The organism is Nonomuraea antimicrobica, from assembly GCF_039536965.1.
GTDB classification, from domain to species: domain Bacteria; phylum Actinomycetota; class Actinomycetes; order Streptosporangiales; family Streptosporangiaceae; genus Nonomuraea; species Nonomuraea antimicrobica.
The window spans coordinates 1-25,192 of the sequence record NZ_BAAAZP010000009.1 but is presented as its reverse complement, the minus strand read 5'-3'; the positions used below and the strand labels follow the sequence as shown (position 1 = coordinate 25,192).

The 25,192-nt window shown below is 71.1% G+C and carries 22 protein-coding genes and 1 pseudogene; 14 read left to right on the top strand and 9 right to left on the bottom strand.

Annotation, left to right across the window (positions count from 1 at the left end; translation table 11 throughout):
• Positions 1-5 precede the first annotated feature (5 nt).
• Positions 6-890, top strand: a complete 885-nt coding sequence (locus ABD844_RS02900) for a helix-turn-helix domain-containing protein (RefSeq protein ID WP_344872635.1) — start codon at positions 6-8, stop codon at positions 888-890.
• Between the two features lie 72 nt (positions 891-962).
• Here ABD844_RS02900 and ABD844_RS02895 read toward each other — a convergent pair whose 3' ends face one another.
• Positions 963-4,544 (bottom strand): alpha-N-acetylglucosaminidase TIM-barrel domain-containing protein, encoded by a 3,582-nt coding sequence (locus ABD844_RS02895; protein WP_344872633.1) that lies wholly within the window; start codon positions 4,542-4,544, stop codon positions 963-965.
• A 143-nt stretch (positions 4,545-4,687) separates the two neighbouring features.
• Here ABD844_RS02895 and ABD844_RS02890 point away from each other — a divergent pair, with 143 nt between their 5' ends.
• Positions 4,688-5,878 (top strand): ROK family transcriptional regulator, encoded by a 1,191-nt coding sequence (locus tag ABD844_RS02890; protein WP_344872631.1) that lies wholly within the window; start codon positions 4,688-4,690, stop codon positions 5,876-5,878.
• A 36-nt stretch (positions 5,879-5,914) separates the two neighbouring features.
• Here ABD844_RS02890 and ABD844_RS02885 read toward each other — a convergent pair whose 3' ends face one another.
• The 3 genes from ABD844_RS02885 to ABD844_RS02875 are packed head-to-tail and all read right to left on the bottom strand — an operon-like array spanning position 5,915 to position 9,115.
• Positions 5,915-6,706, bottom strand: coding sequence for a GntR family transcriptional regulator (locus ABD844_RS02885; RefSeq protein ID WP_344872629.1), 792 nt, complete (start codon positions 6,704-6,706; stop codon positions 5,915-5,917).
• A complete protein-coding gene (locus ABD844_RS02880) occupies positions 6,703-7,653 on the bottom strand; it encodes a shikimate dehydrogenase family protein (protein WP_344872627.1) in 951 nt (316 codons plus the stop codon). Before ABD844_RS02880 ends, ABD844_RS02885 begins: the two co-directional genes overlap by 4 nt.
• Positions 7,643-9,115, bottom strand: a complete 1,473-nt coding sequence (locus ABD844_RS02875; protein ID WP_344872625.1) for a xylulokinase — start codon at positions 9,113-9,115, stop codon at positions 7,643-7,645. The genes ABD844_RS02880 and ABD844_RS02875 overlap by 11 nt, the downstream gene beginning before the upstream one ends.
• 125 nt (positions 9,116-9,240) lie before the next feature.
• Between ABD844_RS02875 and ABD844_RS02870 the strand changes: the two genes are divergently transcribed.
• From ABD844_RS02870 to ABD844_RS02850, 5 genes are read left to right on the top strand one after another with little or no spacing between them, the layout of a single operon-like run.
• Positions 9,241-10,626: an aldehyde dehydrogenase family protein gene (locus tag ABD844_RS02870; RefSeq protein WP_344872623.1), complete on the top strand. Its 1,386-nt coding sequence runs from the start codon at positions 9,241-9,243 to the stop codon at positions 10,624-10,626.
• Positions 10,623-12,077, top strand: a complete 1,455-nt coding sequence (locus ABD844_RS02865; RefSeq protein WP_344872621.1) for a sugar ABC transporter ATP-binding protein — start codon at positions 10,623-10,625, stop codon at positions 12,075-12,077. Before ABD844_RS02870 ends, ABD844_RS02865 begins: the two co-directional genes overlap by 4 nt.
• Positions 12,074-13,012, top strand: coding sequence for an ABC transporter permease (locus ABD844_RS02860; protein WP_344872619.1), 939 nt, complete (start codon positions 12,074-12,076; stop codon positions 13,010-13,012). Before ABD844_RS02865 ends, ABD844_RS02860 begins: the two co-directional genes overlap by 4 nt.
• Positions 13,012-13,962 carry a substrate-binding domain-containing protein gene (locus ABD844_RS02855; RefSeq protein ID WP_344872617.1) on the top strand — a complete coding sequence of 317 codons (951 nt, stop codon included), beginning with the start codon at positions 13,012-13,014 and terminating at the stop codon, positions 13,960-13,962. Before ABD844_RS02860 ends, ABD844_RS02855 begins: the two co-directional genes overlap by 1 nt.
• 59 nt (positions 13,963-14,021) lie before the next feature.
• The gene (locus tag ABD844_RS02850) at positions 14,022-15,341 is read left to right on the top strand and encodes a hypothetical protein (protein ID WP_344872615.1); all 1,320 of its coding nucleotides are present in this window, start codon (positions 14,022-14,024) and stop codon (positions 15,339-15,341) included.
• Positions 15,342-15,403: 62 nt separating this feature from the next.
• Here ABD844_RS02850 and ABD844_RS02845 read toward each other — a convergent pair whose 3' ends face one another.
• Entirely contained in the window at positions 15,404-16,306 is a 903-nt protein-coding gene (locus ABD844_RS02845; RefSeq protein ID WP_344872613.1) for a LysR substrate-binding domain-containing protein, read from the bottom strand.
• Positions 16,307-16,416: 110 nt separating this feature from the next.
• On the opposite strand from ABD844_RS02845, the gene ABD844_RS02840 reads away from it, so the two are divergent.
• Positions 16,417-16,860, top strand: coding sequence for a hypothetical protein (locus ABD844_RS02840; protein WP_344872611.1), 444 nt, complete (start codon positions 16,417-16,419; stop codon positions 16,858-16,860).
• On the top strand, positions 16,853-18,463 hold the full coding sequence (locus tag ABD844_RS02835) for a multicopper oxidase family protein (RefSeq protein WP_344872609.1): 1,611 nt from the start codon (positions 16,853-16,855) through the stop codon (positions 18,461-18,463). Before ABD844_RS02840 ends, ABD844_RS02835 begins: the two co-directional genes overlap by 8 nt.
• Here the strand turns inward: ABD844_RS02835 and ABD844_RS02830 are convergent.
• Positions 18,456-18,833: a hypothetical protein gene (locus ABD844_RS02830; protein WP_344872607.1), complete on the bottom strand. Its 378-nt coding sequence runs from the start codon at positions 18,831-18,833 to the stop codon at positions 18,456-18,458. The two genes, ABD844_RS02835 and ABD844_RS02830, sit on opposite strands and share 8 nt — an antisense overlap.
• A complete protein-coding gene (locus ABD844_RS02825) occupies positions 18,826-20,076 on the bottom strand; it encodes an FAD-dependent oxidoreductase (RefSeq protein ID WP_344872605.1) in 1,251 nt (416 codons plus the stop codon). Before ABD844_RS02825 ends, ABD844_RS02830 begins: the two co-directional genes overlap by 8 nt.
• Before the next feature lie 197 nt (positions 20,077-20,273).
• Here ABD844_RS02825 and ABD844_RS02820 point away from each other — a divergent pair, with 197 nt between their 5' ends.
• Entirely contained in the window at positions 20,274-20,897 is a 624-nt protein-coding gene (locus tag ABD844_RS02820; RefSeq protein WP_344872603.1) for a TetR/AcrR family transcriptional regulator, read from the top strand.
• 115 nt (positions 20,898-21,012) lie between these two features.
• Positions 21,013-21,729, top strand: coding sequence for a DUF2637 domain-containing protein (locus ABD844_RS02815; protein ID WP_344872601.1), 717 nt, complete (start codon positions 21,013-21,015; stop codon positions 21,727-21,729).
• A 424-nt stretch (positions 21,730-22,153) separates the two neighbouring features.
• Here ABD844_RS02815 and ABD844_RS53020 read toward each other — a convergent pair.
• Both ABD844_RS53020 and ABD844_RS02805 read right to left on the bottom strand, forming a co-directional pair.
• Positions 22,154-22,279: pseudogene (locus ABD844_RS53020) on the bottom strand (hypothetical protein); the annotation flags it as partial.
• 85 nt (positions 22,280-22,364) lie between these two features.
• A complete protein-coding gene (locus ABD844_RS02805; RefSeq protein WP_344872597.1) occupies positions 22,365-22,733 on the bottom strand; it encodes a hypothetical protein in 369 nt (122 codons plus the stop codon).
• Positions 22,734-23,188: 455 nt separating this feature from the next.
• Between ABD844_RS02805 and ABD844_RS02800 the strand changes: the two genes are divergently transcribed.
• The 3 genes from ABD844_RS02800 to ABD844_RS02790 all read left to right on the top strand — a co-directional run bounded on the left by ABD844_RS02800 (position 23,189) and on the right by ABD844_RS02790 (position 24,806).
• Positions 23,189-23,368: a hypothetical protein gene (locus tag ABD844_RS02800; RefSeq protein WP_344872595.1), complete on the top strand. Its 180-nt coding sequence runs from the start codon at positions 23,189-23,191 to the stop codon at positions 23,366-23,368.
• Between the two features lie 382 nt (positions 23,369-23,750).
• Positions 23,751-24,050, top strand: a complete 300-nt coding sequence (locus ABD844_RS02795) for a hypothetical protein (RefSeq protein WP_344872593.1) — start codon at positions 23,751-23,753, stop codon at positions 24,048-24,050.
• 183 nt (positions 24,051-24,233) lie between these two features.
• A complete protein-coding gene (locus ABD844_RS02790; protein WP_344872591.1) occupies positions 24,234-24,806 on the top strand; it encodes a hypothetical protein in 573 nt (190 codons plus the stop codon).
• Positions 24,807-25,192 lie beyond the last annotated feature (386 nt).

Sequence of the window (25,192 nt, the reverse complement as noted above, 5' to 3'; positions counted from 1 at the left end):
GCGATATGGACACAAAGCTCGAACTTGGCGAATTTCTGAGAAATCGCCGGGCCAGGCTGCGACCCGCGGACGTGGGACTGGCGGAGCACGGTGGCCGCCGCCGCGTCCCGGGGCTGCGCCGGGAGGAGCTCGCCCAGCTCGCCGGGGTCAGCGCCGGTTACTACACCCGGCTGGAACAGGGGAACAGCCCCAACGCCTCGGACGCCGTCCTGGACGCCATCGCCCGGGTGCTCCGGCTCGACGCCGCCGAGCAGGCACACCTGTACGCGCTCGCCCGCCCCGCGCCCGCGACGGCCCGCAGGCGCAGCCGCCAGGAACGGTTGCGCCCATCGGTGCGGCTGATGCTCGACGCCGTCGGAGACACACCCGCGCTGATCATCGGCCGCGCCGCCGACGTGCTCGCCTGGAACCGTACGGGACACGCGCTGCTCGCCGGTCACCTGGACTTCGACGCGCCTGACCGGCCCGGCCACCGCCCCAACGTCGCCCGCCTCGTCTTCCTCGACGAGCACACCCGCGGGCTGTACACCGACTGGCGGGCCAAGGCCCGGGACACGGTGGCCGATCTGCGGCGGTCGGCGGCCCGGCACCCGGACGACCGCGAACTGGCGGAGCTGGTCGGCGAGCTGACCATGAAGAGCCGCGAGTTCGCCGCCCTGTGGTCGGCGCACCCCGTACGCGTGTGCGACCACCACGTCCGCGAGCTGCACCATCCCCTGGTGGGCCGCCTCACCCTCTACAACGAGGCCCTGGTCCTGCCCGACGACGACCGCCAGCGCCTCGCGCTGTTCTACGCCGAGCCGGGCTCCTCCTCCGCCGCCGGGCTGAGGCTGCTGGCGGACCTCGTCGCCGGAAGCCACGACGCGCCGGTAAGCCGGGTGCCGGGCTGAGACCCCAGGGTGCCCTGGTCGTCGACCAGGGCACCGGTCACCTCGGGCCACAGGCCCCGGGCTCGACGGGGGTCATCGTGCCGGGGTGCCGTACACGCTGACCTCGGTGAGGTGGAAGGACAGGTTGGCGGTGTTGTGGGTGCCGACCACCCGGACGTAGCGGGCCCTGGCCTCGGTGGTGATCGTGTCCCCTGCGTCGGTGGCGGGCCGCGGGCCGCGGCGTCCGCCGAGGGTGTACCAGGTGGCGCCGTCGAGGCTGCCCTCCAGCCGGTACTCGTAGTAGCGCCCGCTCCCGACATAGTTGCGCACGTTGACGCGGGAGACGTCGTTGACCGCCCCCAGGTCGACCTGCCACCAGGTGGTGTCCCAGGTCATCTGGCTGGCGAAGTACGGCGAGTTGGCCCGGTTGCCGTCGTTGGCCAGCTCAGGGCCCCGGTTCGTCTCCCAGCTCAGCGCGGTGACCGGCTTGCTGAGGCTCTGCAGCGTGTCCCCGGAGGCGTCGCGGGCGGTGGACGGGGCGGGGGCGGGGTCGGTCAGCACGGCGATCGCCTCCTGGCCGGTGTCCCGGTTGGCGGCGCTGACGAACAGGCCGGCGTCCAGCGTGGCGCCGGCGCCCGGCACGGCGGCCGACCCGACCACCGCCCAGTTGCCGCCGTCGCCGCCGCACGAGCCGGTCAGCCGGTCGCCGGACTTGCCGATGCGCACCCGTACGGGTGGCGTGAACCCGCCCACCTCGGTGAAGGAGTCGAACCGGCCGTCGCCGTCGGAGTCCCAACTGAAGACGCAGCCGTGGCCGGGGGTGACGGCGATGTTCGCGTACCCCGTGGCGCCGGGGGTGGCCAGGTCGTCGCTCACCACCAGGCCGGAGCGGGTGAAGGCCGACGAGCCGTCCTGCCGCAGCACGGTGCTCTCCAACTGCTGCCCGTCGGCCAGGGCGTCCGTGCGGTAGGCGGTGGCGAGTTCGTTGCTCTCCTGCCACAGGTCCGCGCCGCCCGCCGCGATCGCGACCCCGTCGCCGGTGGCCGCGAACTCGGCCTGCGTGTTGCTCATCGTCCGATACGACGCGGGCGCCGCCCCGCCGACCAGCAGCCCGGTCGAGGCCCTGTCCTGCCGGGCAGAGTCGCCGGACCGCCAGGAGACGGTGGCGTCCAGCGCCGGAGTGACGCCCGGGGTCTCATCGGCGGGAACGGTCACCGTCCACGTCACGGACAGCTCGCCGCCCGGGGCGACGCGGTCGGCGCGGGCCGGGGAGGTCGCCCGCACCCGGTATCCGCGCGGGGCGTCGAGCCCGAGCGTCACCTGGCCGGTGGGCCGCAGCGCGTTGTCGTTGGCGAACACGGCGGTGACCTGGACCGACCCGCCCGGCTTGACGCCCTTGCGGTCGGTTCTGACGCTCAGCGCGCCGTCGGGCAGCGCGGCCACCTTGCTCGCCTCGGTGTAGGCGTCGCCGTGGGGCTCGGCGGCGAGCTTCGTACCGGCCCCGGCCCAGTCCAGGGCGACGGCCTTCCAGTCGATGCGCTCGGGGTGGTCCTCGCCCGAGCGCAGCGCGGTCTCCAGGCTGTCGAAGAACAGTTGCCACCGCTTGGCGTAGTACTGCCCGACGAGGCCGTTCATCTCCCTGCGGGCGTAGTCCTGCAGTTGGGCGTCGGCGGTCCAGATCGTGACCAGGGACTTGAGGTTGTAGTCGAGGGTCGCCGCCTCGGCCGGGGTGGCGGCCTGCCGGCGGGCCTCCTGCTGCCAGGTCCCGAGCAGGAACGACTCCTCGGTGCCGAGCAGCCGGTCCATCAGGCGCATCCGGTCCATCCACTGGCCGGTGAGCCGTTCGAAGCGGCCGAGGTCCTTGGCGCGGTAGGCGGCGCGGATCTGCGGCAGCTCCAGCCGGCTGTGGTTGGCCAGCACCTGCCGCGCGACGTCGACGAGGTCGTAGCGGTACGCGCCCGAGCCGCGCAGGCGCCGGTCGACCTGGAGCAGCTCGTCGAGCGCCCGGTCGAAGGCGGCGATGTCGTACTGGAGCGGGTAGCCGGTGTTCGCCAGGCCGGGCTGGTCGTCGTACAGGCCGGTGACGTGCCGGGTGTCGGCTCCGGCGGGCCAACTGTAGACGGTGTCGAGCAGGATCCGCCAGGCCGCCTCGGCGTGCGGGTCCTGGGCGCCGTAGCGGGCGGTGGCGTACTCGCCGAACCACTGGCGCATGTCGGCCGGGGCGTCCTGCCAGGGCAGGTCGGTGAAGAACGCGACCGCGGCCGGGTTGTTGTCGATGGCCTCGGGCATCAGCGCGATGCCGTTCATGGCCGTGCCTGGCTTGGTGCGCCAGGCGTGGAACTTCTCGTTCCACACGGTCAGCCTGGCGCCGAGGTTGACGTGGCCGCCGAAGTTCCAGATGGTGCCGAACGCGTACCCGGTGCCCTGGAAGTCCTTCTCCCTGTCGGTGGTGCCGGCCTCCTCGCTGATGCCGTCGACGATGAACATCTTGCTCCGGTCGATGGCCGCGAGCGTCGCGGGCAGGGGGTTTCGCTGCCAGCCCAGGATCGTCCAGAGCGCGTCGGGGTGGGCGGTGTTCAGTGCCCGCTGCACCGCCCGCGACGCCTGCGCGACGTCGACCGAGCCGGCGGTGCCGCCCTCGTGCAGCAGGTCCATCTTGTACATCGTGCTGGGGCCGAACAGCTCGGTCTGCACCCGGTAGAACGTGGCCGCGACACGGGCGAAGAGCGGATCGGTCGGGTCGAGCCAGTCGGGGCGCTCAAGCCGGTTCCAGGTGCCCTGCGGGACCGTGTTGGCTCCCGGGTTGCGTACCTCGAAGTCGGTCGGCACGGTGCCGAAATAGCCGGGCAGCACGGGGACCATGCCCAGGGAGCGCAGGTGGTCGGCCATCTTCCGGCCCAGCTCGATCCGCCGGTCGATGAGCTGCTGGGAGATGGGGCCGTCGGTGCAGCACATGTTCTGCAGCAGCCACCACGCCTGGTGGCCCGGCTGCGGGATCCACTCGCGCATCTGCTGCCCGGAGTAGCCGAACTCCATGAACGTGCGCTGGTAGACGGCCTCCTGGCCCTCGTAGACGAGCACCTCGTTGATGCCGTGCAGGGCGAGGACGTCGATCCGCCGCTGCCACTCCTGCCAGCTCAGGTACGGCCCCGCGTACCCCTGGTTGGTGTCGTTGAGCGCGAAGCGGTGGTCCACCGAGGAGTCCTTGGCGATGGGGGCGGCGGGTAACGGCAGGCGCTGGGGCAGGTCGACCTGGGTGCCGTTGATCGCGATGTCGGCGTGCGCCACCTGGCGCAGGTAGTGGCCGAAACCGGTCAACTGGACGGCGGGCGTCGTGCCGGCGACGACGAGGCGGCCCTGCTCGGCGTACACCTCGAAGCGGTCGCGGCCGGTGCCCTTGTCGATCGGGCGCAGGGTGACCTGCCTGGCGCGCGCGGCCCCGATCAGCCGCTCCAGGGTCTGCGCAGCCGGGCCGTCGAGCCGGGCGGGCGCCGCCGTCGAGGCGGTGTCGGCCGCCGCCACCGGCTGGGCGGCGAACGGGGTCGCCGGCAGGGCGGCGAGCACCGTGAGCACAGTGAGCACGGTGAGCACGACGGCGAGCGGCGTCAGGCGCGACCGCCGTCGACGCCGCGCGGGCGAGGTGGCTGGGGTCTGTGGGTCGAGGGAGCGGGTCATGGGGACGGCCACCTCCGGGGGGTGCGACGTACACTTTAAGTAAAGACTTTTCGTAAAGTCGCTGCGAAAATATGCTCTGTCTCAGGAGCCGGAAGGTCAAGACTCCCCACGAAAGTTGATAAATCGGACAGCAAGGGGCGTGGATGGAGGACGAACGGCCGGCGGGCACACCCGTGCTGCGCCGGATGAACCGGGCCTCGGTGCTCGACGCCGTCCGCCGGCGCGCTCCCGAGCCCGTACGGGTGGCCGAGCTGGCCCAGTCGACCAAGCTCACCCGCCCGACGGTCGCCCAGGCCGTGGAAGACCTGCTGGCCGCCGGCTGGCTGCGGCAGCACGCGCCGCGGCCCGCCGCGGTGGGCAGACCGGCGACGCGGTTCTCACTGAACGGCCGGGCGGCCCCCGTGCTCGGTCTTGACGTCGGCCCGCACACCGTGACGGCGGGGGTCGCCGACCTGGCCGGTGAGCGCCTCGCCGTGGTCCGCAGGACGGTCGCCCGCCGCGGCGCCCGGCACCTGATCGAGACGGTCGACGAGGTGACGGACGAGGCCCTGGCGACGGCCGGCCTGACCGTCGAGCAGGTCAAGGCGGTCACCGCGGCGACGCCGGGCATCGTCGAGGTGACCACCGGCCGGGTGCTGCTCGCCCCGAGCGTGCCGGGCTGGCCGGAGATCGACCTGGCCGGCCGCCTGCGGGCGCGGTTCGCGTGCGCGGTCACGGTCGAGAACGACGCGAACCTCGCCGCGCTGGCGGCCGTCCACCGGCGCACGGGCTCGGGCACCCTGCTCGCGGTTCAGTGGGGCGAGCGGCTCGGGGCCGGCGTCGTCATCGACGGGCGGCTGCACCGGGGCGCGGGCCAGGCCGGTGAGATCGGTTTCATCCGCCCGGCGGGTGACCTGCTGCCCGACGCGGACGGCGACGGGCGCGGGCCGCTGGAGCGGGCGATCGGCGCGGAGGCGATCGTCGATCTGGCCCGCCGCCGCGCCGCCGGGCATCCGGAGTCCGGGTGCGCCCGCGTGACGGACGCGGCCGCGGTCTTCGCCGCCGCCGCCGCGGGAGACCCGATCGCCGCCGAGGTCGTCGACCGGGTCGCCGCCGTCTTCGCCGCGGCGATCGCGCCCGGTGTCCTCGTGCTGTCGCCGGACACGATCGTGATCGGCGGCGGCATCGCCCGAGCCGGCGCGGTCCTGCGGGACGCGATCGTCCGGCATCTCGAAGAGCTGACCCTGACCACGCCCGGCGTGGAGCTGTCGGAGTGGGCCGAGGGCACCGTGCTCACCGGCGCGCTCCAGATGGCCCTGGACGAGGTGTGGCGGCACACCCTGGCCGTCTGCTGACGGCAGACCCGGGGCGTGCCGAATCAGGTGGCCGGGTCAGGTGCCGGCGGACTGCACGGTGAGCAGGGGGTTGCGCGGCACGCCCCTGCGCCGTTCCAGGCGCACCTCGAACCGGCTCAGGTCGCCCCGGTGCGAGGCCACGAAGTATTCGACGGGCCGCCCGTCCGGCGCGTACGACGTGCTGGACAGCAGGAGGACCGGGCTGCCGCGGCGGATGTCCAGCGCCTGTCCCACCGCCGCGGGCGCGGGCACGGCCTCCACCTGCCGCCGCCCCCAGGAGATCTCGATGCCGTACTTGTCCTCCAGGAGCGCGTACAGCGACTGATGGGTCAGGTCCTCCTCCAGCAGCCCCGGGCACAACGCGTACGGCAGGTACGTCACGACCACCACCCACGGGATCTCGTCCACGAACCGCAACCGGTCGAGGACGATGACCGGGTCGCCCGGCGCGATCGCCAGCTCGGCGGCGACCTCGGGGGTGGCCGGGACCCGTTCGAGGCGGCGCACGTCGCTGCGCATGGTGCCACCGCGCGAGGTGACGTCTTCGTGCAGGCCGGTGAGGGTCTGGACCAGGCGCTCCGAGGTCTTGGGCGGCGTCACGAACGACCCCTGCCCCTTCCTGCGCACGATGCGGCCGCTGATCTCCAGCTCGCGCAGCGCCTGCCTGACCACGGTCCGCGACACGCCGTAGGAGTCGCACAGCTCGCTCTCGCTGGGCAGGCGGTCGCCGGGGCGGTGCACCCCCTCGTCCATGTCGGAAATGAGGGCCTGCTGAAGCTGGTAGTACATCGGGACGAACGAATCCCGGTCCAGCCGCTGTTGGGTCATGACTCCCCTGAGGTGTGTGCGATCGTGTCCAGCCGGGCGAACGTCTCCTCGCCGATCGAGGTCCCGTAGACGCCGCCGATGTGGTCGGCCCAGCCGTGCAGGAAATAGCGCCACCCGTCCGCCACCCGCAGCCCGCGCCGTGCGGCCTGGCGCCCGGCCTGGCGCAGGAAGGTGAGCGGCCCCCGGTAGTTCAACTCCCAGACGACGGCCTCCCTGGGGAAGAGCGCGGTGTCGCCGATCGGCGAGCCGGGCCGGTCCTTGCCCATGCCGGTGGCGTTGACGACGAGCGAGCCGGCGGGCAGCCCGGCCGGCAGGTCGTCGCCGGGCGGCACGCACCGCACCTCCACCGGCGCGCCGAGCGCCGCCGCCACCTCGCGTACCTTGCGCAGCCGTTCGGGCAGCACGTCCGACACGATCAGGCGGCCTGGCCGGTCGGTGTGACGTTCCAGCAGCACGACGGCGATCGCCAGCCCGGCCCCGCCGGCGCCGAGGCACAGCGCGTGGCCGCCGGTCCTGGCGAAGTGGCCGGGGGGCAGGATCTCACGCAGCGCGCGGGCCGCCGTCACGACGTCTCTGGCCGCGCCCGCCAGCCGCCCGTCCCGCTTGGTGACGAGGGAGATCTCCCCGCACAGCCGGGCGTAGTCGTCCAGCTCGTCGAACAGGTCGGACGCGGCGGCGTGCACGCCGGTCTTGTGGCTGGTGATCAGGGCGCCCCGGGTGTGCGGGTCGGCGGCCAGCTCGGCCACCGCGGCGCGGTAGACCTCCGGCGGGCTGTCGAGCGGCAGGTCCTGCCCGACCAGGCGGGCGGCGGGCAGCCCGAGTGCCCGCGCCCAGCGGGGGAACAGAGCGTGGATCGACGACTGCGAGGTCGTGACGCCGAGAAACCGCATGAGGTCGGGGCCGGTCCCGGCCTCGGCGGCGTCGCGGGACAGGATCTCAATGCTCATTGAACCACGGCTCCAGCCGGGCGTAGGCGTCGAGGAAGCGGTGATACTCGCGAATGTACCGCTCGTGAACGATCATGTCTGGCATGATCGCCGGTTCGGCGGCCGAGAGCCCCGGGGCGACGCCGAAGTCGTCGAAGACCCCCATCGCGACCCCGCCCACGATCGCCGCACCCAGGCTGTTGGCCTCGACGATCGTACGCCGGCGCACCGGCAGGCCCCACACGTCGGCCAGCACGCGCAGCACCTCGCCGGCCACGGCCGCGCCGCCCACCGCGTCGATGCGCTCGATCGCGGTGCCGTTGCCGGTGAAGGCCCGCAGCCCGGTCAGGAGGTTCATCGCGACGCCCTCCACCACGGCCCTGGCCAGGTGGGCGCGCTCGTGGTGGCGGGCCAGCCCGATGAACGCGGCCCGCGCCTTGGGGTTCCAGTACGGCGAGCGCTCCCCCAGCAGGTGGGGCAGGAAGAACAGGCCGTCTCCCGCGGCCTCGACCTTGCCGGCGGCCGCGAGCAGGTCGGCGTGCGGCGCGGCGAGCACCTCGCTGATCCACTCCAGTGACGCGCCGCCGGCCTGCATCGTGGCCGTGGGCACGAACCGGCCGGGCACGACGTGGTTGAACGTCATGGTCCGCATGCCGGGGTCGAGCAGCGGAGCGTCGGCGGCCAGCGAGATCCACGAGGAGGAGCCCAGGTAGGTGTAGGCGGAGCCGTCGGGCGCCACCACGCCGGCGCCCGTCGCGGCGCACGGCCCGTCGCCGCCGCCGATCACCACCGGGGTGCCCTGGGCCAGGCCCGTGAGCGCGGCGGCCTCCGGCGTGACGTGGCCGATCACGGTGGTGGACGGGACGACCTCCGGCCACAGCGTCATCGGGACACCGGCCGCCTCCAGGATCTCCTCCGACCAGACCCCGGCCACCTGGTCGAAGGCGTTGGTGCCGGACGCGTCCGACGGGTCGGTGGCCAGGCGCCCGGTCAGCCGGTGCGCGACGAAGTCCTTGGCCTGCACGATCGCGCGGGTGGCGGCGTACGCGTCCGGCTCGTGCTCGCGCACCCACAGCACCTTCGCCAGTGAGTACGTGGCGTTGAGCCGGTGGCCGGTCAGCTCGTAGACCCGCTCCATCGGGATGCGGCCGAGCAGGTGCTCGCACTGCCCGGCGGAGCGGGTGTCGGCCCAGATGATCGCCGGGCGCACCGGCTCGCCCCGGCCGTCGAGGAAGACCGCGCCCATCATCTGCCCGGAGAACGACACGCAGGTGATCTCGGCCGGGGCCGTCCCCGTCCGTTCCAGCAGGTCACGGGTCGAGCGGAGCACCGCGTCCCACCAGTCGAGCGGAGACTGCTCGGCCCGGCCCCCCGGCCCGAACGCGGTGGGGTAACGCACGGTGATCACCGCGGTGGGAGTACCGTCGTCGCCGAACATCGCCGCCTTGTCGCCGGTGGTGCCGAGGTCGTGGGTGAGGATCATCTGCTGCTCCGAGTGGCCTGGGGTGGCCCCAACTTTAGACATTCCGAGCAGCGGGCTCTTGCCTAACATCCTAGCATCCTGTAATTACAGGATGCGTCCACATTGTCGTAACAGGGGACACCTACATGATCGAGGTCCGTAATCCAGGCACCGGCGAACTGCTCGGCGAGGTCGAGTCGTGCACCGAGGAGCACGTGGCGAGCGTGGTCGACACCGCGCAGGAAGGGCAGCGGGAGATGGCCGCCCTGGCCGCGCACGAGCGCGAGTCGTTGCTGCGACGGGTGGCCGACCTGATCGAGGCGGAGGCCGAGAGTCTGGCGCGGCTGCTGGCCGCCGAGAACGGCAAGCCCATCGTGCAGACGCGGGGCGAGGTGGCCGCCGCCGTACGCATTTTCCGCGGCTACGCGGGCGAGGCGACCCGGTTGTTCGGCAGGCAGATCCCGCTGGACGCGGTGCCGGGGCTGGAGCGCCACCTCGCGGTGACCATCCGCGAGCCGCTCGGCGTCGTGGCGGCCATCGTGCCGTTCAACTACCCCGTGGAGCTGTACGCGCACAAGGCCGCCGCCGCGCTCGCCGCGGGCAACGCCGTGGTCGTGCAGCCGCCCGCGCGCTGCCCGCTCGCCGTGCTCCGGGTGGCCGAGCTGGTGGCGCAGGCCGGCGCCCCGCCGCACGCCCACCAGGTGGTCACCGGCGGCGTACGCGTGTCCCAGCTCCTGGCCGAGCTGCCCGGGATCGCGGCCGTGTCGCTCACCGGCAGCACGGTCGCCGGCAGGGAGCTGGCCAGGCGCGGCGCGGACACGCTGAAGAAGGTCTTCCTGGAGCTCGGCGGCAACGACGCCCTGATCGTCTGCGCCGACGCCGACCTGACCGAGGCCGCCCGCGCCGTCGTACTCGGCCGCCTGGCCAGGGGCAACGGGCAGATCTGCTGCGCCGTCAAGCGCGTCTACGCCGACCGGGCCGTCTACGACGACTTCGTCGCGGTGCTGCTGGAAGAGACCGGCAAGCTCAGCGTCGGCGACCAGTTGCAGGAGTCGACCGATGTCGGCCCGCTGATCGCCGAGGAGGCGGCCGAGCGGGTCGAGGCGGCCGTGGACAGGCTCGTCGCCGACGGGGCCAGGCTGGTCACCGGCGGCGGCAGGCGGGGCGCGTTCTACGACCCGGCCGTGCTGTCCGACGTGCCCGTCTCCAGCGCGGCCTTCAACGAGGAGATCTTCGGGCCGGTCGCCCCCGTGGCCTCCTTCACCGACCCGATGGAGGCGGTGCGGCTGGCCAACGACTCGCCGTACGGGCTGCAGGCGGCGGTCTTCACCCGCGACATCTCCCGGGCGTTCACGATCGCGAGCCGGCTCGACGTCGGCGGGGTGGTGATCAACGGCTCCACCGCGCTGCGCGCCGAGAACCTGCCGTTCGGCGGCACCAAGGACACCGGCGGCTTCCGGGAGGGCGTGCACGACACGGCGCTGGAGTTCACCCGCCAGAAGACGGTGATCATCACGGAGGCGTTCGGATGAGCCTCGTGCTGCGCGGCGTCACCAAGGACTACGCGGGCGTCGGAGTGCTCCACGGGATCGACCTGGAGGGGCACTTCGGCGAGGTGCTGGCCGTGGTGGGCGCCAACGGTGCGGGCAAGTCGACACTGATCAAGATCCTGGCCGGGGCCCAGCCGATGAGCGCGGGCGAGATGCTGATCGACGGCGAGCACGTCCGGCTGCGCTCCCCGCACGACGCCCACCAGCGGGGCATCAGGACCGTCTACCAGGAGCTGACGCTGGTGCCCGAGCTGTCGGTCACCGAGAACCTGCTGATGGGCGACTTCCCCCGGCGGCGCGGCCTCATCGACTGGCCCGCCGCGCACGACAGGGCCGCCAAGCTGCTGGAGTCGATCGGGTTCGGCACGATCGACCCGCGCACGCCCGCGGAACGCCTGACCGTGGCCCGTCAGCAGATGGTCGAGATCGCCAAGGCGCTGGTGACCGAGCCCCGCGTGCTCATCCTGGACGAGCCGTCGGCGGTGCTGTCGGGGCGCGACCTCGACTCGCTGTTCGCGCTGATCAGGCGGCTGCAGGAGCGCGGCGTCCTGGTGATCTACGTCTCGCACCGGCTGGCCGAGGTGCTCGACCTGGCCACCTCGATCGTCGTGATCAAGGACGGCCGGGTCATCGAGACCACCGAGCCGTCGCGTACGAGCGAGGACGACCTCATCAGGCACATGGCGGGCAGGAAGCTGGAGCAGATCTACCCCGACCGCCGCTCCGAGCCCGGCGAGACCCGGCTCACGGTCACCGGGCTCACCAGGGCGGGCGAGTTCGACGACGTGTCGTTCACGCTGCGGGCGGGCGAGGTCGTGGGCATGTTCGGGCTCGTCGGGTCGGGGCGCAGCGAGCTGGCCCGGTGCGTGTTCGGCGCCGAGCCGGCCACCGCGGGCAGCGGCGCGTACGGCTCCCCCGCCGAGGCCATCGCCGCCGGGCTGGCGCTGGTCACCGAGGACCGCAAGCGCACCGGGCTCGTGCTCGGCATGTCCGTACGCGACAACATCGCGCTCACCACGCTCAAGGGGCCGCTCATCGACCTGGCCAGGCAGCGTGACCAGATCGGCGGCATGATCGACCGGCTGGGCATCCGGCCCGCGGGCTGCGCGCCCATGTCGGTGGAGCACCTGAGCGGCGGGAACCAGCAGAAGGCGGTGCTGGCCAAGTGGCTGCTCAGGAACCCGCGCGTGCTCCTGCTGGACGAGCCCACCCGCGGCGTCGACATGGCCACCCGGGTGGAGATCTACCGCATGATCGACACCCTCGCCCGTGACGGTGTGGCCGTGCTGCTCATCTCCTCCGACCTGACCGAGGTGATCGGGGCGAGTGACCGCGTACTCGTGATGGCACACGGCCGGATCGTCGGCGAGCTGCGCTCCGACCAGACCAGCGAGGACGAGGTCCTCGCCCATTCGATGGGAACCCTCACATGACCGTCGCCTCCCCCCGCCTCGTGCTGCGAGGGCGGGACATCACCGCCGAGGCGATCTCCGCGGCCGTCATCGTCCTGCTCGTGGTGGTGGCCGCCACGACCTCCGACACCTTCCTCACCCCGGTCAACCTCACCAACCTGCTCAAACAGATGGTCACGACGGGCCTGCTGGCCTTCGGCATGCTCGTGGTGATCCTCACCGGCGGCATCGACCTGTCCGTCGGGTCCGTGGTGGCCTTCTCCGGCATCCTCGCCGCGGGGCTGTCCGCGGGGCTGCCCATCCCGGTCGCGATGGTCGTGGGCGTGGCGGCGGGCATCGCGTTCGGGCTGGTCAACGGCACGCTGGTGGCGCGGTTCGGGCTCGCGCCGTTCGTGGTGACGCTGGCCTCGCTCACCACGATCCGCGGCCTGGCGTTCGTCTACTCCGAGGTGCCCGTCACGCCGAGCGACCCGGCGTTCCTCTCGCTCGGCTCGGCCATGCTCGGGCCCATTCCGCTCATCACGGTCATCATGGCCGTGGTCTTCGCCGCGGGCGGCGTGTTCCTGTCCCGCACACCCGCCGGCCGGTCGATCATCGCGATCGGCGGCAACGCCGAGACCGTGCGGCTGGCCGGCATCAACGTCCGCAAGCACGTGATCCTCGCGTACGCGATCAGCGGCGCCTGCGCCGGACTGGCCGGGGTCGTCCTGGCCAGCCGCGTCGGCATCGCGCAGCCCAGTGTCGGCGTGGCCTTCGAACTCGACGCGATCGCCGCCTGCGTCATCGGCGGCGCCAGCCTGGCGGGCGGGCGCGGCTCGGTGCGGGCGACGTTCGGCGGCGTGCTCGTCCTGGTCCTCATCAACAACCTGCTCAACCTGTACGGCGTGCAGAGCTTCTGGCAACAGGTGCTCAAAGGCTTGATCATCATCGTCGTCATCCTCGTCCGGAGAAAATGATGAAGCTACGAATCCTCCTCCTCGCCTCCTGCCTCGGTCTGGCCGCCTGCTCCTCTGGAGGCGGCGCCCAGGACGACGGCAAGCAGACCATCGGTGTCGCCAACTTCCTGCTCAGCGGCCCCTACTTCAGCGGCATGGACAAGGCCATCGCCGCCCAGGCAAAGAAGAAGGGCAACGTCGAGGTCATCAGCACCGACGCCAACGGCGACGCCGCCAAGCTGGCCTCCAACGTCGAGGACCTGCTCAGCAAGAACGTCGACGCGATCATCATCTCCGGTGGCCCGCTGGAGTCGGCGCCCGCCGCGCTCAACGCCATCAAGCAGGCGGGCAAGCCGGTCGTCCTGGTCGACCGCAAGTTCGCCACCGGCGAGTACACGAGCTGGATCGGCCCCGACAACAAGGCGATCGGCGTGCAGAACGGCCAGTTCCTCGCCAAGCAACTGGCCGACGGCGGCAAGGTCGGCATCATCAAGGGCGGTCCCGCGGACAACTCGATCGGCCTGGCGCGCACCGAAGGCGTGAAGTCGGTGCTCGGCACCGCCCAGGGCATCACGCTCGTCGAGGCCCCGGACTTCGGCAACTGGAGCTCGGACGGCGGCCTGTCGGTCATGGAGAGCCTGCTCGCCCAGCACGGCGACCTCAAGGCGGTCTTCTGCGAGAACGACGCCATGTGTCTGGGCGCGCAGCGGGCCATCGCCGACGCCGGCAAGGCCGAGCAGATCGTCATCGCGGGCGTCGACGGCCAGAACGAGGCGCTCAAGGCCATCCAGGACGGCACGAACTATCTGGTAACCGGTCTCAATGACGCCGACGAGATCGGCAGCAAGGGCCTCGACCGGGCCGTCGAGATTCTCGGCGGCGCACAGGTCGAGAAGGACACCGTCGTCCCCTCGCCCATGGTCACCAAGGAGAACGCGGCCCAGTACTACGACCCCAATGGCAGCTTCTAACCCCCCTTGGAGGAAAAATGTCACGCAAAATCGCGACCCGCGGGCTTATGGCCGCTGTGGTGGCTTTGATCCCGCTAGCCGTAAATCCGCCAGCCGAGGCCAAGCCGTCGGGCTGGCGGCTGCTCTACCAGGAGAACTTCGCCAAGCCGCTCGGCGACGCGCCCTGGGTGAAGGAGACCCACGCCCAGCCGTTCGACACCATCATGGACGACTCGGGCCTGTGGTATCAGAACGACTACGGCTCGGCCTGGAACACGGCCTTCGAGTCGTTCGACACGTACCGCAAGGAGTTCAAGGTCGGCAAGGACGGCTGGCTGACCGCGTCGCTCTCGGCCCGCGACTGGAACAAGGACGGCGTGATCGAGTCGCCGCCCTCCATCAGCAGGAAGGTGATCAAGGGCGGGCCGGTGGCCGAGCTGAAGGTGCCCGACCACACGGGCGGCGCGATCTTCCGTCCTACGAATGCGCTGCCGGACAAGTACCGGGTCGAGTACAAGCTCAAGACCGTCGACTTCGGCGGCAAGCGCAACGGCAGCATCGAGTACGACAACCGGATCAACGGCTACTCGAAGGACGGCTGCAAGACCCAGCACCCCTGGGGCGAGGGCTCGCGCAGCCCGGGCTGGAACGGCGACGCGTCCTCTCCCTACTGCGACTGGCAGGATGTACGCGAGGGCGCCTACGGCTACAACGGCTTCCACTTCATGACGATCGTGGACTTCGCCGACCCCGCGCCGCGTAACAACCACTTCTGGCACTACCGCCGCAAGGTGCTGATGGACTCCTTCTCCCAGCACCCCGACCGCGTCGGCACCGGCACCGGCGGCCGGGTCTGCGACTCCAACACCGGGCAGTACTACAACTACCGCGACAGCAGCTTCAACACGGTCAACATGTGGATCAGCGGGATGCCCAACTGGACGCCGGGCAAGGGCGGCCTGGCGGGCAACTCCCAGTGGTTCATGACCACCTGCTCGGGCGGCGTGGCCGAGCGCCAGCTCTCCTCGGCCGCCGAACTGCAGCCCGAGCTGATGCCCAACGAGTACTACACGTTCGCCATCGAACGCGACGAGACCGGCTACACGCTGGAGGCCAGCGGCAACTTCGCCCGGGTGGGCAAGAAGACGATCCGCTTCCACCGGCCGTTCGTCGTCGACAACAACCCGATCTGGCACTACAACGTCAAGCCCGAGGAGTACGACGGCCGCTTCAACGGCAACCTGGTGCAGAACGACAACAACGGCAGCATGACCTGGCCCGACCAGTGGCCGGCCGGGTCGGCCTACCCCGACTACTTCGTGATCGGCGACCTCTACACCAACGTCTACGAGGGCAGCGCGAGCCTCACAGACATCCGGCTGTACGTACCGAAGAAGTAGCAAGGCGCTGACGACGGCCCGGTGAGGCGGCGCCCCGCCGCCTCACCGGGCCACAGGCGTGATCAGGCGCCGTTGTCCAGTGGTTCGCCGGTGGTCCAGTTCCAGTCGGTGATCGTGGTACGCATCAGGCGCGCGGCGGTCGACAGGTGGCCGTCGGCGCCCCAGTACAGGGTGAGCGCACGACGGCAGTCGGGGCTGTCGACGGCGACGCAGGCGAGGGGCGCCCGGGTGTAGGCGCGGCGGGCGATGCCGGGGACGAGACCGATGCCGAGCCCGGCGCTGATCAGGTCGACGATGGCGCTCAGCTCGTCGACCTCGCAGACGATCTTCGGGGTGAGGTCTCTGGCGGCGAAGAGCCGATCGAGCAGCCGCCGTTGCCAGTGCCCCCTGCGGGCGGAGACGAACGGCTGGTCGCCGAGCGCTTCGACGCTCACCGAGGCGCGGCCCGCCAGCGGATGCTCGAACGGCATCGCCAGCCATACCTCCTCGTCGAGCAGCCGGACCGCCTCCAGGCCCTCGGCGTCGATGGGCTGCGAGGCCACGCACAGATCGACGTCCTGGGCGCGCAGTCGGCGGGCCATGTCTTCGGCCGGTGTCCAGTCGAGTTCGATCTCGACGGTGGGATGCGCTCGTTTGAAGGCCGCCAGCGGCCCGGTGAGGGTGAGGAAGGTCTCCGACGCCAGCCGCACCGTGCCCAGCCCCTTGCTGCCGGCCTCGGCGACGGCTCGGCGGCCCGCGTCCAGCTCACCGAGGCAGCGCTCAACGTAACCGCGGAAGAGCTTGCCCGTGTCGTTGAGCCGGAGCCGGCCGCTCCTGTCGAAGAGCGGGGCGCCCAGCTCACTCTCCAGCCGGGCGATCGTCCGGCTCAGCGAGGGCTGGGCGACGCGCAGCTCCTGCGCCGCGCGGCTGAGGTGTTCGAGCCGCGCCACCACCAGGAACTGCCTGAGCGCGTTCAGCTCCATCATGCCTCCCGAGACATAACACCATAGCAATATTAATCTTAGACAAGATAGCGTCACGGCCATACTGTCGAGGGGTTCGCACATGGACGACTTCGCACCGAGGAGGATCCCTCATGCTCACCGTGGCCGGCGGTCCCGGCTCCGATGCCGCGCACCGGACGAGACCCGCGGGATGGACGCTGCGGGCCGTCGTCAGCGCGCACGCGGCGGCGATCGCCGCCCAGCCGGTGTTCGCCGGGGTCTACCTGAGCGGTGACTTCGACGGCCTGCGCTGGCACGCGCTCGGCGCCGACGTGGTCACCTCCATCGGCTACCTCCAGGTGATCGTGGCGGTCGTGGTGTGGGTCCGGCTGCGTCAGGTCTGGCCGTTCCTGGCCACGTCGGGCGTGGTGGCGGCCGAGACGGCGCAGTACTTCGCCGGGCTGGACGGCGCGCTGTGGCTGCACCTCCCGCTGGGGGTGATGACCGTCGCCGCGCTCGTCGTGCTGTTCATCGCCGTCTGGCTCCGGCCCCTCGGGCTGCGGCCCGGCGCCCGGCGGGAGGCCCGTGATGCGTGAGCGCGACGCGGGCCGCGGCGTCACCAGGCGGCGGGTGCTGGGCATCGGCGGGGCGCTCGGGCTGATGGCGGCCACCGGGCTGTCGGCCTCGGCCGCGCTGGCCCGCCGGCCGTCGATCACGGGTGCGGAGCTGCGCAGCGCCGTACCGCTGCCGCCGCCGTTCCAGGTGCCGCTGCCGCTGCCGCCCGTGCTGAAGCCGGTCGCCACCTCGGACGGCACCGACCGCTACGAGATCACCCAGCGCGAGACGACCGCGGAGATCCTGCCCGGTGTCAGGACACCGCTGTGGACGTACGAGGGCACCTTCCCCGGGCCCACGATCGAGTCGCGCCGCGGCCGGCCGGTCACCGTGACGCACCGCAACACCCTGCCCGTGCCGACCGTCGTGCACCTGCACGGCGGACGTACCCCGGCCGACTCCGACGGTTACCCGACCGACCTCGTCCTGCCCGAGGGCTGGCAGGAGCCCCACCAGCAGATGGGGCACGGCATGCAACCGGGGCACGGCATGCGCGACCCGCGGGCCGTGGTGACCACGCTGACGCGCAGCTACACCTTCCCGCTCGACCAGCGGCCGACGCTGTTGTGGTACCACGACCACCGGATGGACTTCACCGCCCCGGCGATCTGGCGGGGCCTGGCCGGGCTGCAGATCGTCCGCGACGACGCCGAGGACGCGCTCGGCCTGCCCGCCGGGCCGCGCGAACTGCCGCTCATGATCGCCGACCGCGCGTTCGCCGCCGACGGCGGCCTCGCCTACCCCGCCCTCGACCCCACCCTGCGCGTACGGCCCGGCGTGCACGAGCCGTACGTCGCCGGGGTGCTCGGAGACGTGATCCTGGTCAACGGCGCCCCGTGGCCCGTGCACGAGGTCGACGCCGCCCGCTACCGGCTGCGCGTACTCAACGCCTCCAACGCCCGGCACTACGAGCTCGAAGCGGTCACCGACGACGGACGCCGCCTCGACCTCGTCCAGATCGGCGCCGACCAGGGGCTGCTCGCCGCCCCCGTCACCCACCGGCTGCTGCCGGTCGCGCCCGCCGAACGCTACGACGTGGTCGTCGACTTCTCCGGCGTCCCCGTCGGCGGCCTCGTCAGGGTGGTGAACCGGCTCGGCACCGGCCGTACCCGCGACGTGCTGGCCTTCCGCGTCGTGCGCGAGGCCGCCGACGACAGCCGCGTCCCCGCGACTCTGTCCGCCGACCTGCCCTCCTGGCGGCCGTCGGACGCCGTCAGGGTGCGCGACCTCGCCTTCCGCGTCGGGCGGATGGGCGGCGGCCACGGCTGGCTGATCGGCGGGCTGCCGTTCGACCCGGCCCGCTCCGACCTCACCACAGGGCTCGGCGACGTCGAGGTGTGGCGGCTGGTCGCCGACGTCCACCACCCCGTCCACCTGCACCTGGCCGGCTTCCGGGTGCTCTCGCGCAGCGGCCGGCCACCGCTCCCCCACGACGCGGGGCTCAAGGACACCATCTCCCTGCGGCCCGCCGAGTCGGTGGAGATCATCACCCGCTTCGACGGCTACCGCGGCCGCTACCTCTTCCACTGCCACAACGCCGAACACGAGGACATGGGCATGATGGCCAACCTCGAGATCACCTGATCCCGGGTGACCCGCGCGAGCCGGTGAGCCAGACCGCCGAGCCGAACGCCGTCAGCGCCAGGGCCGGGGCCGCGACTGCCGCGGGGTTGCCGTTCAGCGTGTGCAGGAGCGCGTCGCCCGCCTGGAACAGGCCGGTCACCCAGAGCAGGACGATCAGCCCCGCCTCGGAGCGGCGGGCCAGCAGGATCAGCAGCGCCCCGCCCACCGCCAGCGACCGCAGGGCGCACGCCTGGGCGAACGTCTGCACCGCCGGCGTCACCGGCGAGCCCCCGGGCAGCGCGACGGCCGGGTCGGCGATCACGACGACGGAGACCGCGAGGGTCAGCAGGGTCGTGGCCACGGTGACCGCGACGAAGATCCGCTCACCCATGGCTCAGCGGCTCCAGCGATCCGGTCAGGCGCTCGGGCCGGATGCCCAGCGCCACGACCCTGCCGAACAGGTGCGGGAACCCTCGCCAGCGCCGCAGGGTGCGCAGCGGCTGGGGCACGCGCAGCGGGGCGGTCGCGGCGTCGTCGCCGGTGATCGAGGCGGCCACGATGCGCTCCTGCGCCGCGCGCTGCGCCATCTGGGTCAGCACGGTCGGCCACTGGCGGCGGCGCTGCACCGCGGCCAGGTCCCTGCCGCGCACCCGGCCGCGCCGCAGTGCGGGCACCAGGATGCGGGCCGCGGCGACGGCGTCCTGGATGGCCAGGTTGATGCCCACGCCCGCGATGGGCGACATGGCGTGCGCGGCGTCGCCGATGAGCAGCGCTCCCGGCGCCCACCAGCGGGCGAGCCGGTCGATGCGGATCTGCAGGGAGGCGATGTCCCCGGCGCCGATGGCGGCCATCCGCTCGCCGGTGTACGGGGCCAGCCGGGCGATCGTACGGCGGGGCCACTCCCCGTCGTGGGCGAGCGCGTCCCGCGCCGTCCCCTTGGCGATGAGCAGGGCCGCCTGCCAGTAGTCGCCCCGGTTGATCATGATGAGCCCGCCGGTGGCGCTGAAGCGCAGGAACGTGCCGTCCGGGTCACCGGGCAGGCGGGGAACGCGTACGTAGAGGCAGTCGTGCGGCGTGGCCGAGGCGCGGGGCCGCAGGCCGAGCAGGCGCCGTACGGCGGAGTGCCGCCCGTCCGCCGCCACGACCAGCGGCGCGGACACCTCCCTCGACAGGCCGGTGTCCTTGTCGGTGTAGCGTACCCCGCACACCTGCCCGCCCTCGCGCAGCAGGCCGTCGACCTCGGCGTGCCGGGCGAGGTGGAAGTGCGGCGACTCGGCGCCGGCCGCGGCCAGCAGGTTGAGGAAGTCCCATTGCGGGACCAGCGCGATGTGCTGGTGGCGGCCCGGCAGGCGGCTGAAGTCCTCGGTGAGTGCGCCGTCGTCGAACTCCATGGTGACCCGCCGCTCGCGCCGCTGCGGCAGGGCCGCGAACCGGTCGCCGAGGCCGAGGTCGTCCAGCAGGTTGAGGGTGGAGGCGTGCACGGTGTCGCCGCGGAAGTCGCGCAGGAAGTCGGGGTACTTCTCCAGCACCGCCACCTCCACGCCCGACCTGGCCAGCAGAAGGCCGAGCACCATGCCCGCCGGCCCGCCACCGGCGACGACGCACGCCACCGAGGTCTTCTCGATCGATCCCATCACTGCCTCCCACCGACGAGAAAGTGGGGAGAAACTCCCCGGTTACGCCGCACAGTAACATAACCGGGGAGCATGTCCACGGTTACGGGTCTGGAGTGGCCGATGATGCAGCGGGGTCTGGAGTCGCCGATGAACGAGCGTGTCTGGGGCGGCCGACGAACGAGCAGGTCCGGAGTGGGCCGCGCGGGCGGCGGCCGATGAAAGAGTTGCGCGCCGATGCCCGCCGCAACCGCGAGCAGATCCTGCGGGCGGCGCACCTGGCCTTCCTCGAACAGGGCCCGGACGCGCCACTCGACCAGATCGCCACGTCCGCCGGGGTCGGCAACGCCACCCTGTACCGGCACTTCCCGACCCGCGCCGACCTGATCGCCGCCGTGGCGGTGGACAACATGGAGCAGGTGGCCGCGCTCGCCACCGAGGTCCTGGCCGAACCGTCTGCCGATCAGGCGCTGGCCGTGTTCGCGCGGGGGGTCGTCGAACGCCGCATCGTGGCCATGCTGCCCATCCTGGGCGGCCAGGTCGAGCGGGCCCCCGGGTTCCGCCAGGCCCGCGACCGGGTGCTGACGGCGCTGGACGCCCTGGTCGACGCCACCCGTACCGAGGGGGCGCTGCGCCCCGACGTGAGCGCCGCCGACCTCGTCATGTTCCTCACCGTGCTGACCCGCCCGCTGCCGTCGGCGTCACGCGACCTCGGCGACGTGGTGCGCGCCCGCCTGCTGGCCACCCTCCTGGACGGCCTGCGCCCCACCGGCGCCACGCCGCTGCCGGGCGACCCCCTCGACGCCGACCTCATCACGACCGCACTGACCCCACCGGCCTGAGGGCGCACCGGGCCCTCCCGCCTGCGCAAACGGCCCCGTACGAGGGACCCGGAAGAAGGGAACCGATCCAAGCTCGTCCTGAGCACGTTGTTCTTCCAGACCAGGGCATCGATGCGTGGTGCTGTCAGATCGGTGGATTCGCTGGACGACAACCGGGGCCGTGGTGGTGCTGGCCGCCATCGCAGCGGTTGTGTCGTTTCGACACATGCGCGAGCTGGCGCTGGCGCATGGCGAGGATGAGCTGGCAGCTGCGCTAATCCCGCCGGCCGTGGACGGGACGATGGTGGCGGCGTCGATGGTGCTGCTGCGAGCCAGCCGTCAGGGCATGCGCGGCGGCCTGTTGCCCTGGACGCTGCTGATCGTCAGTAGCCTGGCCGGCATCGGGGCAAACGTGGCAGTCGCCGAGCCCACGCTGATCGCTCGCCTGACAGCGGGCTGGCCCAGCCTGGCGCTCATCGGGGCCTACGAAATGATGATGTGCCAGATCCGCCAGTCTGCCTCCCTCACCGATCAGGGCGACCAGGCCGGTGGCGATCTGCCCGAGCAGAAGGACCGACCGGATCAGTGGTGCCACGCGTCGCCACCGATCATCTTGGGGCACGGGGAACGGGCCCTTCAACGTACAGCCTGGAAGCGGGCCGTAACCGAAGCGGACGAAAACGGCACGCTGCCAACCGGAATGAAGATCGCCCGGCAGTTCGAACGTTCGTCGAGATGGGGGCGGATGGTAAAGAAGGCTGGGCTGGCGGGAGAGCTAGGCCAAGTCCTCCGCCACCGTCCTGTGGGACATCGACCATCGGATTATGAAGTCGGTTCCCTCAGTGTCGTTTAGTGCCGCAGAGTGCTGTTTTCAATCGCTGTGGCCGGAATTTTCACCGCCGTCGTGTCAGGAAGTGGCGATAGATGCCGCGCCGTATCACGTACACGCGAGCAACCACCGAGCAGCCATGCGCCCTTGACCATCGCCATTATGTGTCGTTTGCCCACCATCTCAGCGCGGCGGCATAGGCCAGGGATTCCGAGACCAAGCCCCAGCCTTATGGCAGATCGAGCGCGTACGAGCAACCACCGAGCAACCGTCGGGTAGGTGATGTCCGTCTGCTCGCCAGGGGCACTTCCCTCTGGTTGGTGGACACGCTGATACTGGAATGTGCTTGCTCCGGAGGAAGCGAGAAGATCGCCGATGGCGTTGAAGGACTTCTAAGGAGTTCAAAGCCGATGCCGTGGCCTTGTACGAGTCCACCCCCCGGCGCGACCTACAAAGGCATCGCGGCCGATCTGGGCGTGAGCCGGGGCGGCCTGCGCGCGTGGGTGCTGCGGGCGCGCGCCCGCGTGTTACAGGTGCTGCACAACGGGGCGCGGACGAACCCGTGCGTATGGCAGTGATCCCAGACGCGGGCCCGCGCGGCCGGGCAGGCCGCGCACCAGAACCGTGTCGCCCTGGGTCAACCCTGGCGGTCGCCGCGATCAACGCGGTAGCGCTGGCCCTGCAGTCGCCGTCGTAGAAGACGGCTGCAGCGTCATCGCCTTTCGCCCTGTACAGGACGACGGTCTGGTGATCTCGCCGAGCTCGGCAATCAGGACGTCGCCGCAGCGCTCGAACCAGTCGCTGGTGTTCTGCCCCTGGTGGGCCCCCCGACAGGCGCACTGGCACTCGAGGCCCTCCGCTTCCTGGCATTTGCGGTTGCGCCGCGCCAGCCGCGACATGTCCCGCACTAACACGATGTAGCCGAATCGGTCGATGGCCGCGATCGTCAGCTTGGTCGAGCAGGTACGAAGCAGCCGCCAGTACTTTCGGTCGTCGAGGTGCCGGGGAACGCATACCCACGGTTGCATGCAGCCACCGGTGGTTGCCGCTCATCGCCGGAAGCTTCGCGACGACCTGCCCGCAGAGCGGAAGTCAGGCCAGCGCCACCCCCTCCGGCGTGGTGACGACACGGCCATTCTCGAGGCGCACCTCTGGCACGCAGTCCCGCATGCCTTCACCATGGCAGGCGGGTCTGACAAATCCAGAGTCGCCTAGGGCCGTGTGATCAAGGCCAAACGCCTATGGGCAAACGATCTGGAGCTCCTCAACCCGGACACGGACAAGCCTGAATCACTAAGAGTGTGATCATAGATACCGTGAGTGACGGAATGGGCTGTCGTGCATTCCGCACCGATCTCAAGGAGTCACTCATGCGACGTATCGCAACCACACTCGGAATCCTCGCCACGGCGGGGATGCTGGCTGTCGCCCTGCCCGGCCCGGCCTCCGCCGCCGGGGAAAGTTCGTCTTCGGTGACGGCCAGGTGATCGAGAATCCGAGCGGCTGCGTCGACCCCCGCTCCCGCCCGCTCATCCTGCACAACCAGACCAACGAATACGCCATGGTCTACAGCGGTCACCGCTGCACAGGAAGGATCCTGGCGGTTGTTCATCCGGGCGGGCGCACGACGCAGGAGTTCGGCTCCAGCGTGTTCATCGCCTGACACCTCGCACCTGGCTGGGGAGCGGCCGGACGAGGTGCCAGGCCCGGCACTCCGATCCCGAGCACCCCTCGATCGGCCGCCTTCCGCCGTCCCGGCCCCTGCCCGCAGACCGATTGGCCCACGGGGACTGCGTTACTTGGGGACCCCTTGGCCGTCGGCCGCGCCGGCGGCTCCGTGTCGCGTTCTGCTCGCTGTTCGGTCTGCGAGCACTATCCGAACGTTGACCAAGGACTGCTGGACGAGTGCCGACAGCTCGTTGGGGTCCCCGTAGTAATGGCGCAGGATCCAACAGATATGCCTCTGACCTGCGCTTATGTGGAAGTTTTGGGCTGGTGGGCCAAACCTGAGCCCTGCCTATCAATGCAGGCCAGAGGCATATCTGTTGGATTTTGGGCCGAAGCTACGGGGACCCCTGCTTGAACGCACCCTCGCCAAAGCGCTCACCGAGATCGTTATCACGCTTGATCGCAGCGACGACGACGCCATCACGCCCGAGGCCACCATGCAAGTGCTGGAGCCGGTGATCGCCCTGCTGCAGGACCTGTCCGAGCAGGACCGGCAAGCCCTCGCCGATTTGATCAACCAGTGCGCGCACCAGGAGACCGACCCTGACCGGCAGCTGACGGCCTGGGAAACGCCGCAGACCCTGGGGCTTCTGGCCGACGATCGCTTGCGTTCGTAGTTCCGGACGTTCCGCCTCACATGCCACACCATCTGAGGCGGACTCACCGCGCCGGCGACGGGCTGACCAGGCCGGCCTCACTTTTCAGGAGCGCCGCCCGCCGCAGTGAGTGCGGGAAGGGGGCATACCGGATCTCCGCAGGAGTCCGCTCGGCCGGGCCGGGCGAAACCTATAATCCAGAAAATGGGACGCCCCCGGACCTTCCTCGCGCTGGCCGTGATCTTCCTCACCGGCACACGCGCGGCTCAGCGCCGCAAGAGGACGCCTCCCATCGACCGGCCCTCCCCCCTGCCAGACGGCACGCCAGCGTCGCAGGCCGCGCCGACCACCACCACAGACGCCAGCGGGCGCGTGGTCCCCCTCTGGTCGATGATCGGCACCGTGCTCGCGGGCGTCGCCGCCGTGGCTGCCCTCGTGGTCTCCTACATGACCTTCACCATCCAGCAGCAACAGCATGCGGAACAGCAGCGGCGCAGACTTGCCGGCTTCGCTTCCAAAGTCACCTGGTGGACCGAGGAAACCGCTAAGGGTGATGGCGTTCTCGCGATCCAGAACAGTGGCTATGAGCCCATGCCCGCATCCATCACGTTCTCGGGCGCCTCCTTCATCGGAGACATCACTCACAGCCTTGAGGCGAACCGATCCTTGACCGCCCCCTCACCCACGCATGACACGACGGCACACGAGGTGGATATCGGCGCTCTTTCCTCCCTGCAGCATCAGCAGGCTTACGCTGACTCCCGAAGACCCAAGTGATGGCGTCTGGAGGGCTCCCCTCGTCGCATACGTCAAAGTTGTCGATCCAGATGGCAACGCATGGTCTCGGCTGCGCTCTGGCCAGCTCGTCGCAGCGGACAACACCAAAGAGGACATCTCGCTCTACTATGCGGGTCGTGCGGATCGTTTTCGCCAGTGGCTCCTCTTCCAAGGAACGCGCTTCGTGCGGCTGAGCGGCGATCTTACCCGCACGAGCGTCCCACATTGCTCCGGGTCCGCCGACTAAGCCCAGTACGGCTCCGACGCTCTGACGCCGCGCCCTTGGTCATCGCAGTTGGTAAGCCCACTTGCCTTACGTGGCTTACTGTCCGTGGCCGTGCAAAAGTAGCCGCAGGTGGCCGGGTTGAGGTCACCGCTGGTGGCCA

Bases quoted from the DNA above. Each gene is read 5' to 3' on its own strand.
- ABD844_RS02900 (WP_344872635.1), top strand. From the start codon at position 6: ATGGACACAAAGCTCGAACTTGGCGAATTTCTGAGAAATCGCCGGGCC.
- ABD844_RS02895 (WP_344872633.1), bottom strand. From the start codon at position 4,544: ATGACCCGCTCCCTCGACCCACAGACCCCAGCCACCTCGCCCGCGCGG.
- ABD844_RS02890 (WP_344872631.1), top strand. From the start codon at position 4,688: ATGGAGGACGAACGGCCGGCGGGCACACCCGTGCTGCGCCGGATGAAC.
- ABD844_RS02885 (WP_344872629.1), bottom strand. From the start codon at position 6,706: ATGACCCAACAGCGGCTGGACCGGGATTCGTTCGTCCCGATGTACTAC.
- ABD844_RS02880 (WP_344872627.1), bottom strand. From the start codon at position 7,653: ATGAGCATTGAGATCCTGTCCCGCGACGCCGCCGAGGCCGGGACCGGC.
- ABD844_RS02875 (WP_344872625.1), bottom strand. From the start codon at position 9,115: ATGATCCTCACCCACGACCTCGGCACCACCGGCGACAAGGCGGCGATG.
- ABD844_RS02870 (WP_344872623.1), top strand. From the start codon at position 9,241: ATGATCGAGGTCCGTAATCCAGGCACCGGCGAACTGCTCGGCGAGGTC.
- ABD844_RS02865 (WP_344872621.1), top strand. From the start codon at position 10,623: ATGAGCCTCGTGCTGCGCGGCGTCACCAAGGACTACGCGGGCGTCGGA.
- ABD844_RS02860 (WP_344872619.1), top strand. From the start codon at position 12,074: ATGACCGTCGCCTCCCCCCGCCTCGTGCTGCGAGGGCGGGACATCACC.
- ABD844_RS02855 (WP_344872617.1), top strand. From the start codon at position 13,012: ATGAAGCTACGAATCCTCCTCCTCGCCTCCTGCCTCGGTCTGGCCGCC.
- ABD844_RS02845 (WP_344872613.1), bottom strand. From the start codon at position 16,306: ATGATGGAGCTGAACGCGCTCAGGCAGTTCCTGGTGGTGGCGCGGCTC.
- ABD844_RS02840 (WP_344872611.1), top strand. From the start codon at position 16,417: ATGCTCACCGTGGCCGGCGGTCCCGGCTCCGATGCCGCGCACCGGACG.
- ABD844_RS02835 (WP_344872609.1), top strand. From the start codon at position 16,853: ATGCGTGAGCGCGACGCGGGCCGCGGCGTCACCAGGCGGCGGGTGCTG.
- ABD844_RS02830 (WP_344872607.1), bottom strand. From the start codon at position 18,833: ATGGGTGAGCGGATCTTCGTCGCGGTCACCGTGGCCACGACCCTGCTG.
- ABD844_RS02825 (WP_344872605.1), bottom strand. From the start codon at position 20,076: ATGGGATCGATCGAGAAGACCTCGGTGGCGTGCGTCGTCGCCGGTGGC.
- ABD844_RS02820 (WP_344872603.1), top strand. From the start codon at position 20,274: ATGAAAGAGTTGCGCGCCGATGCCCGCCGCAACCGCGAGCAGATCCTG.
- ABD844_RS02805 (WP_344872597.1), bottom strand. From the start codon at position 22,733: ATGCAACCGTGGGTATGCGTTCCCCGGCACCTCGACGACCGAAAGTAC.
- ABD844_RS02790 (WP_344872591.1), top strand. From the start codon at position 24,234: ATGGGACGCCCCCGGACCTTCCTCGCGCTGGCCGTGATCTTCCTCACC.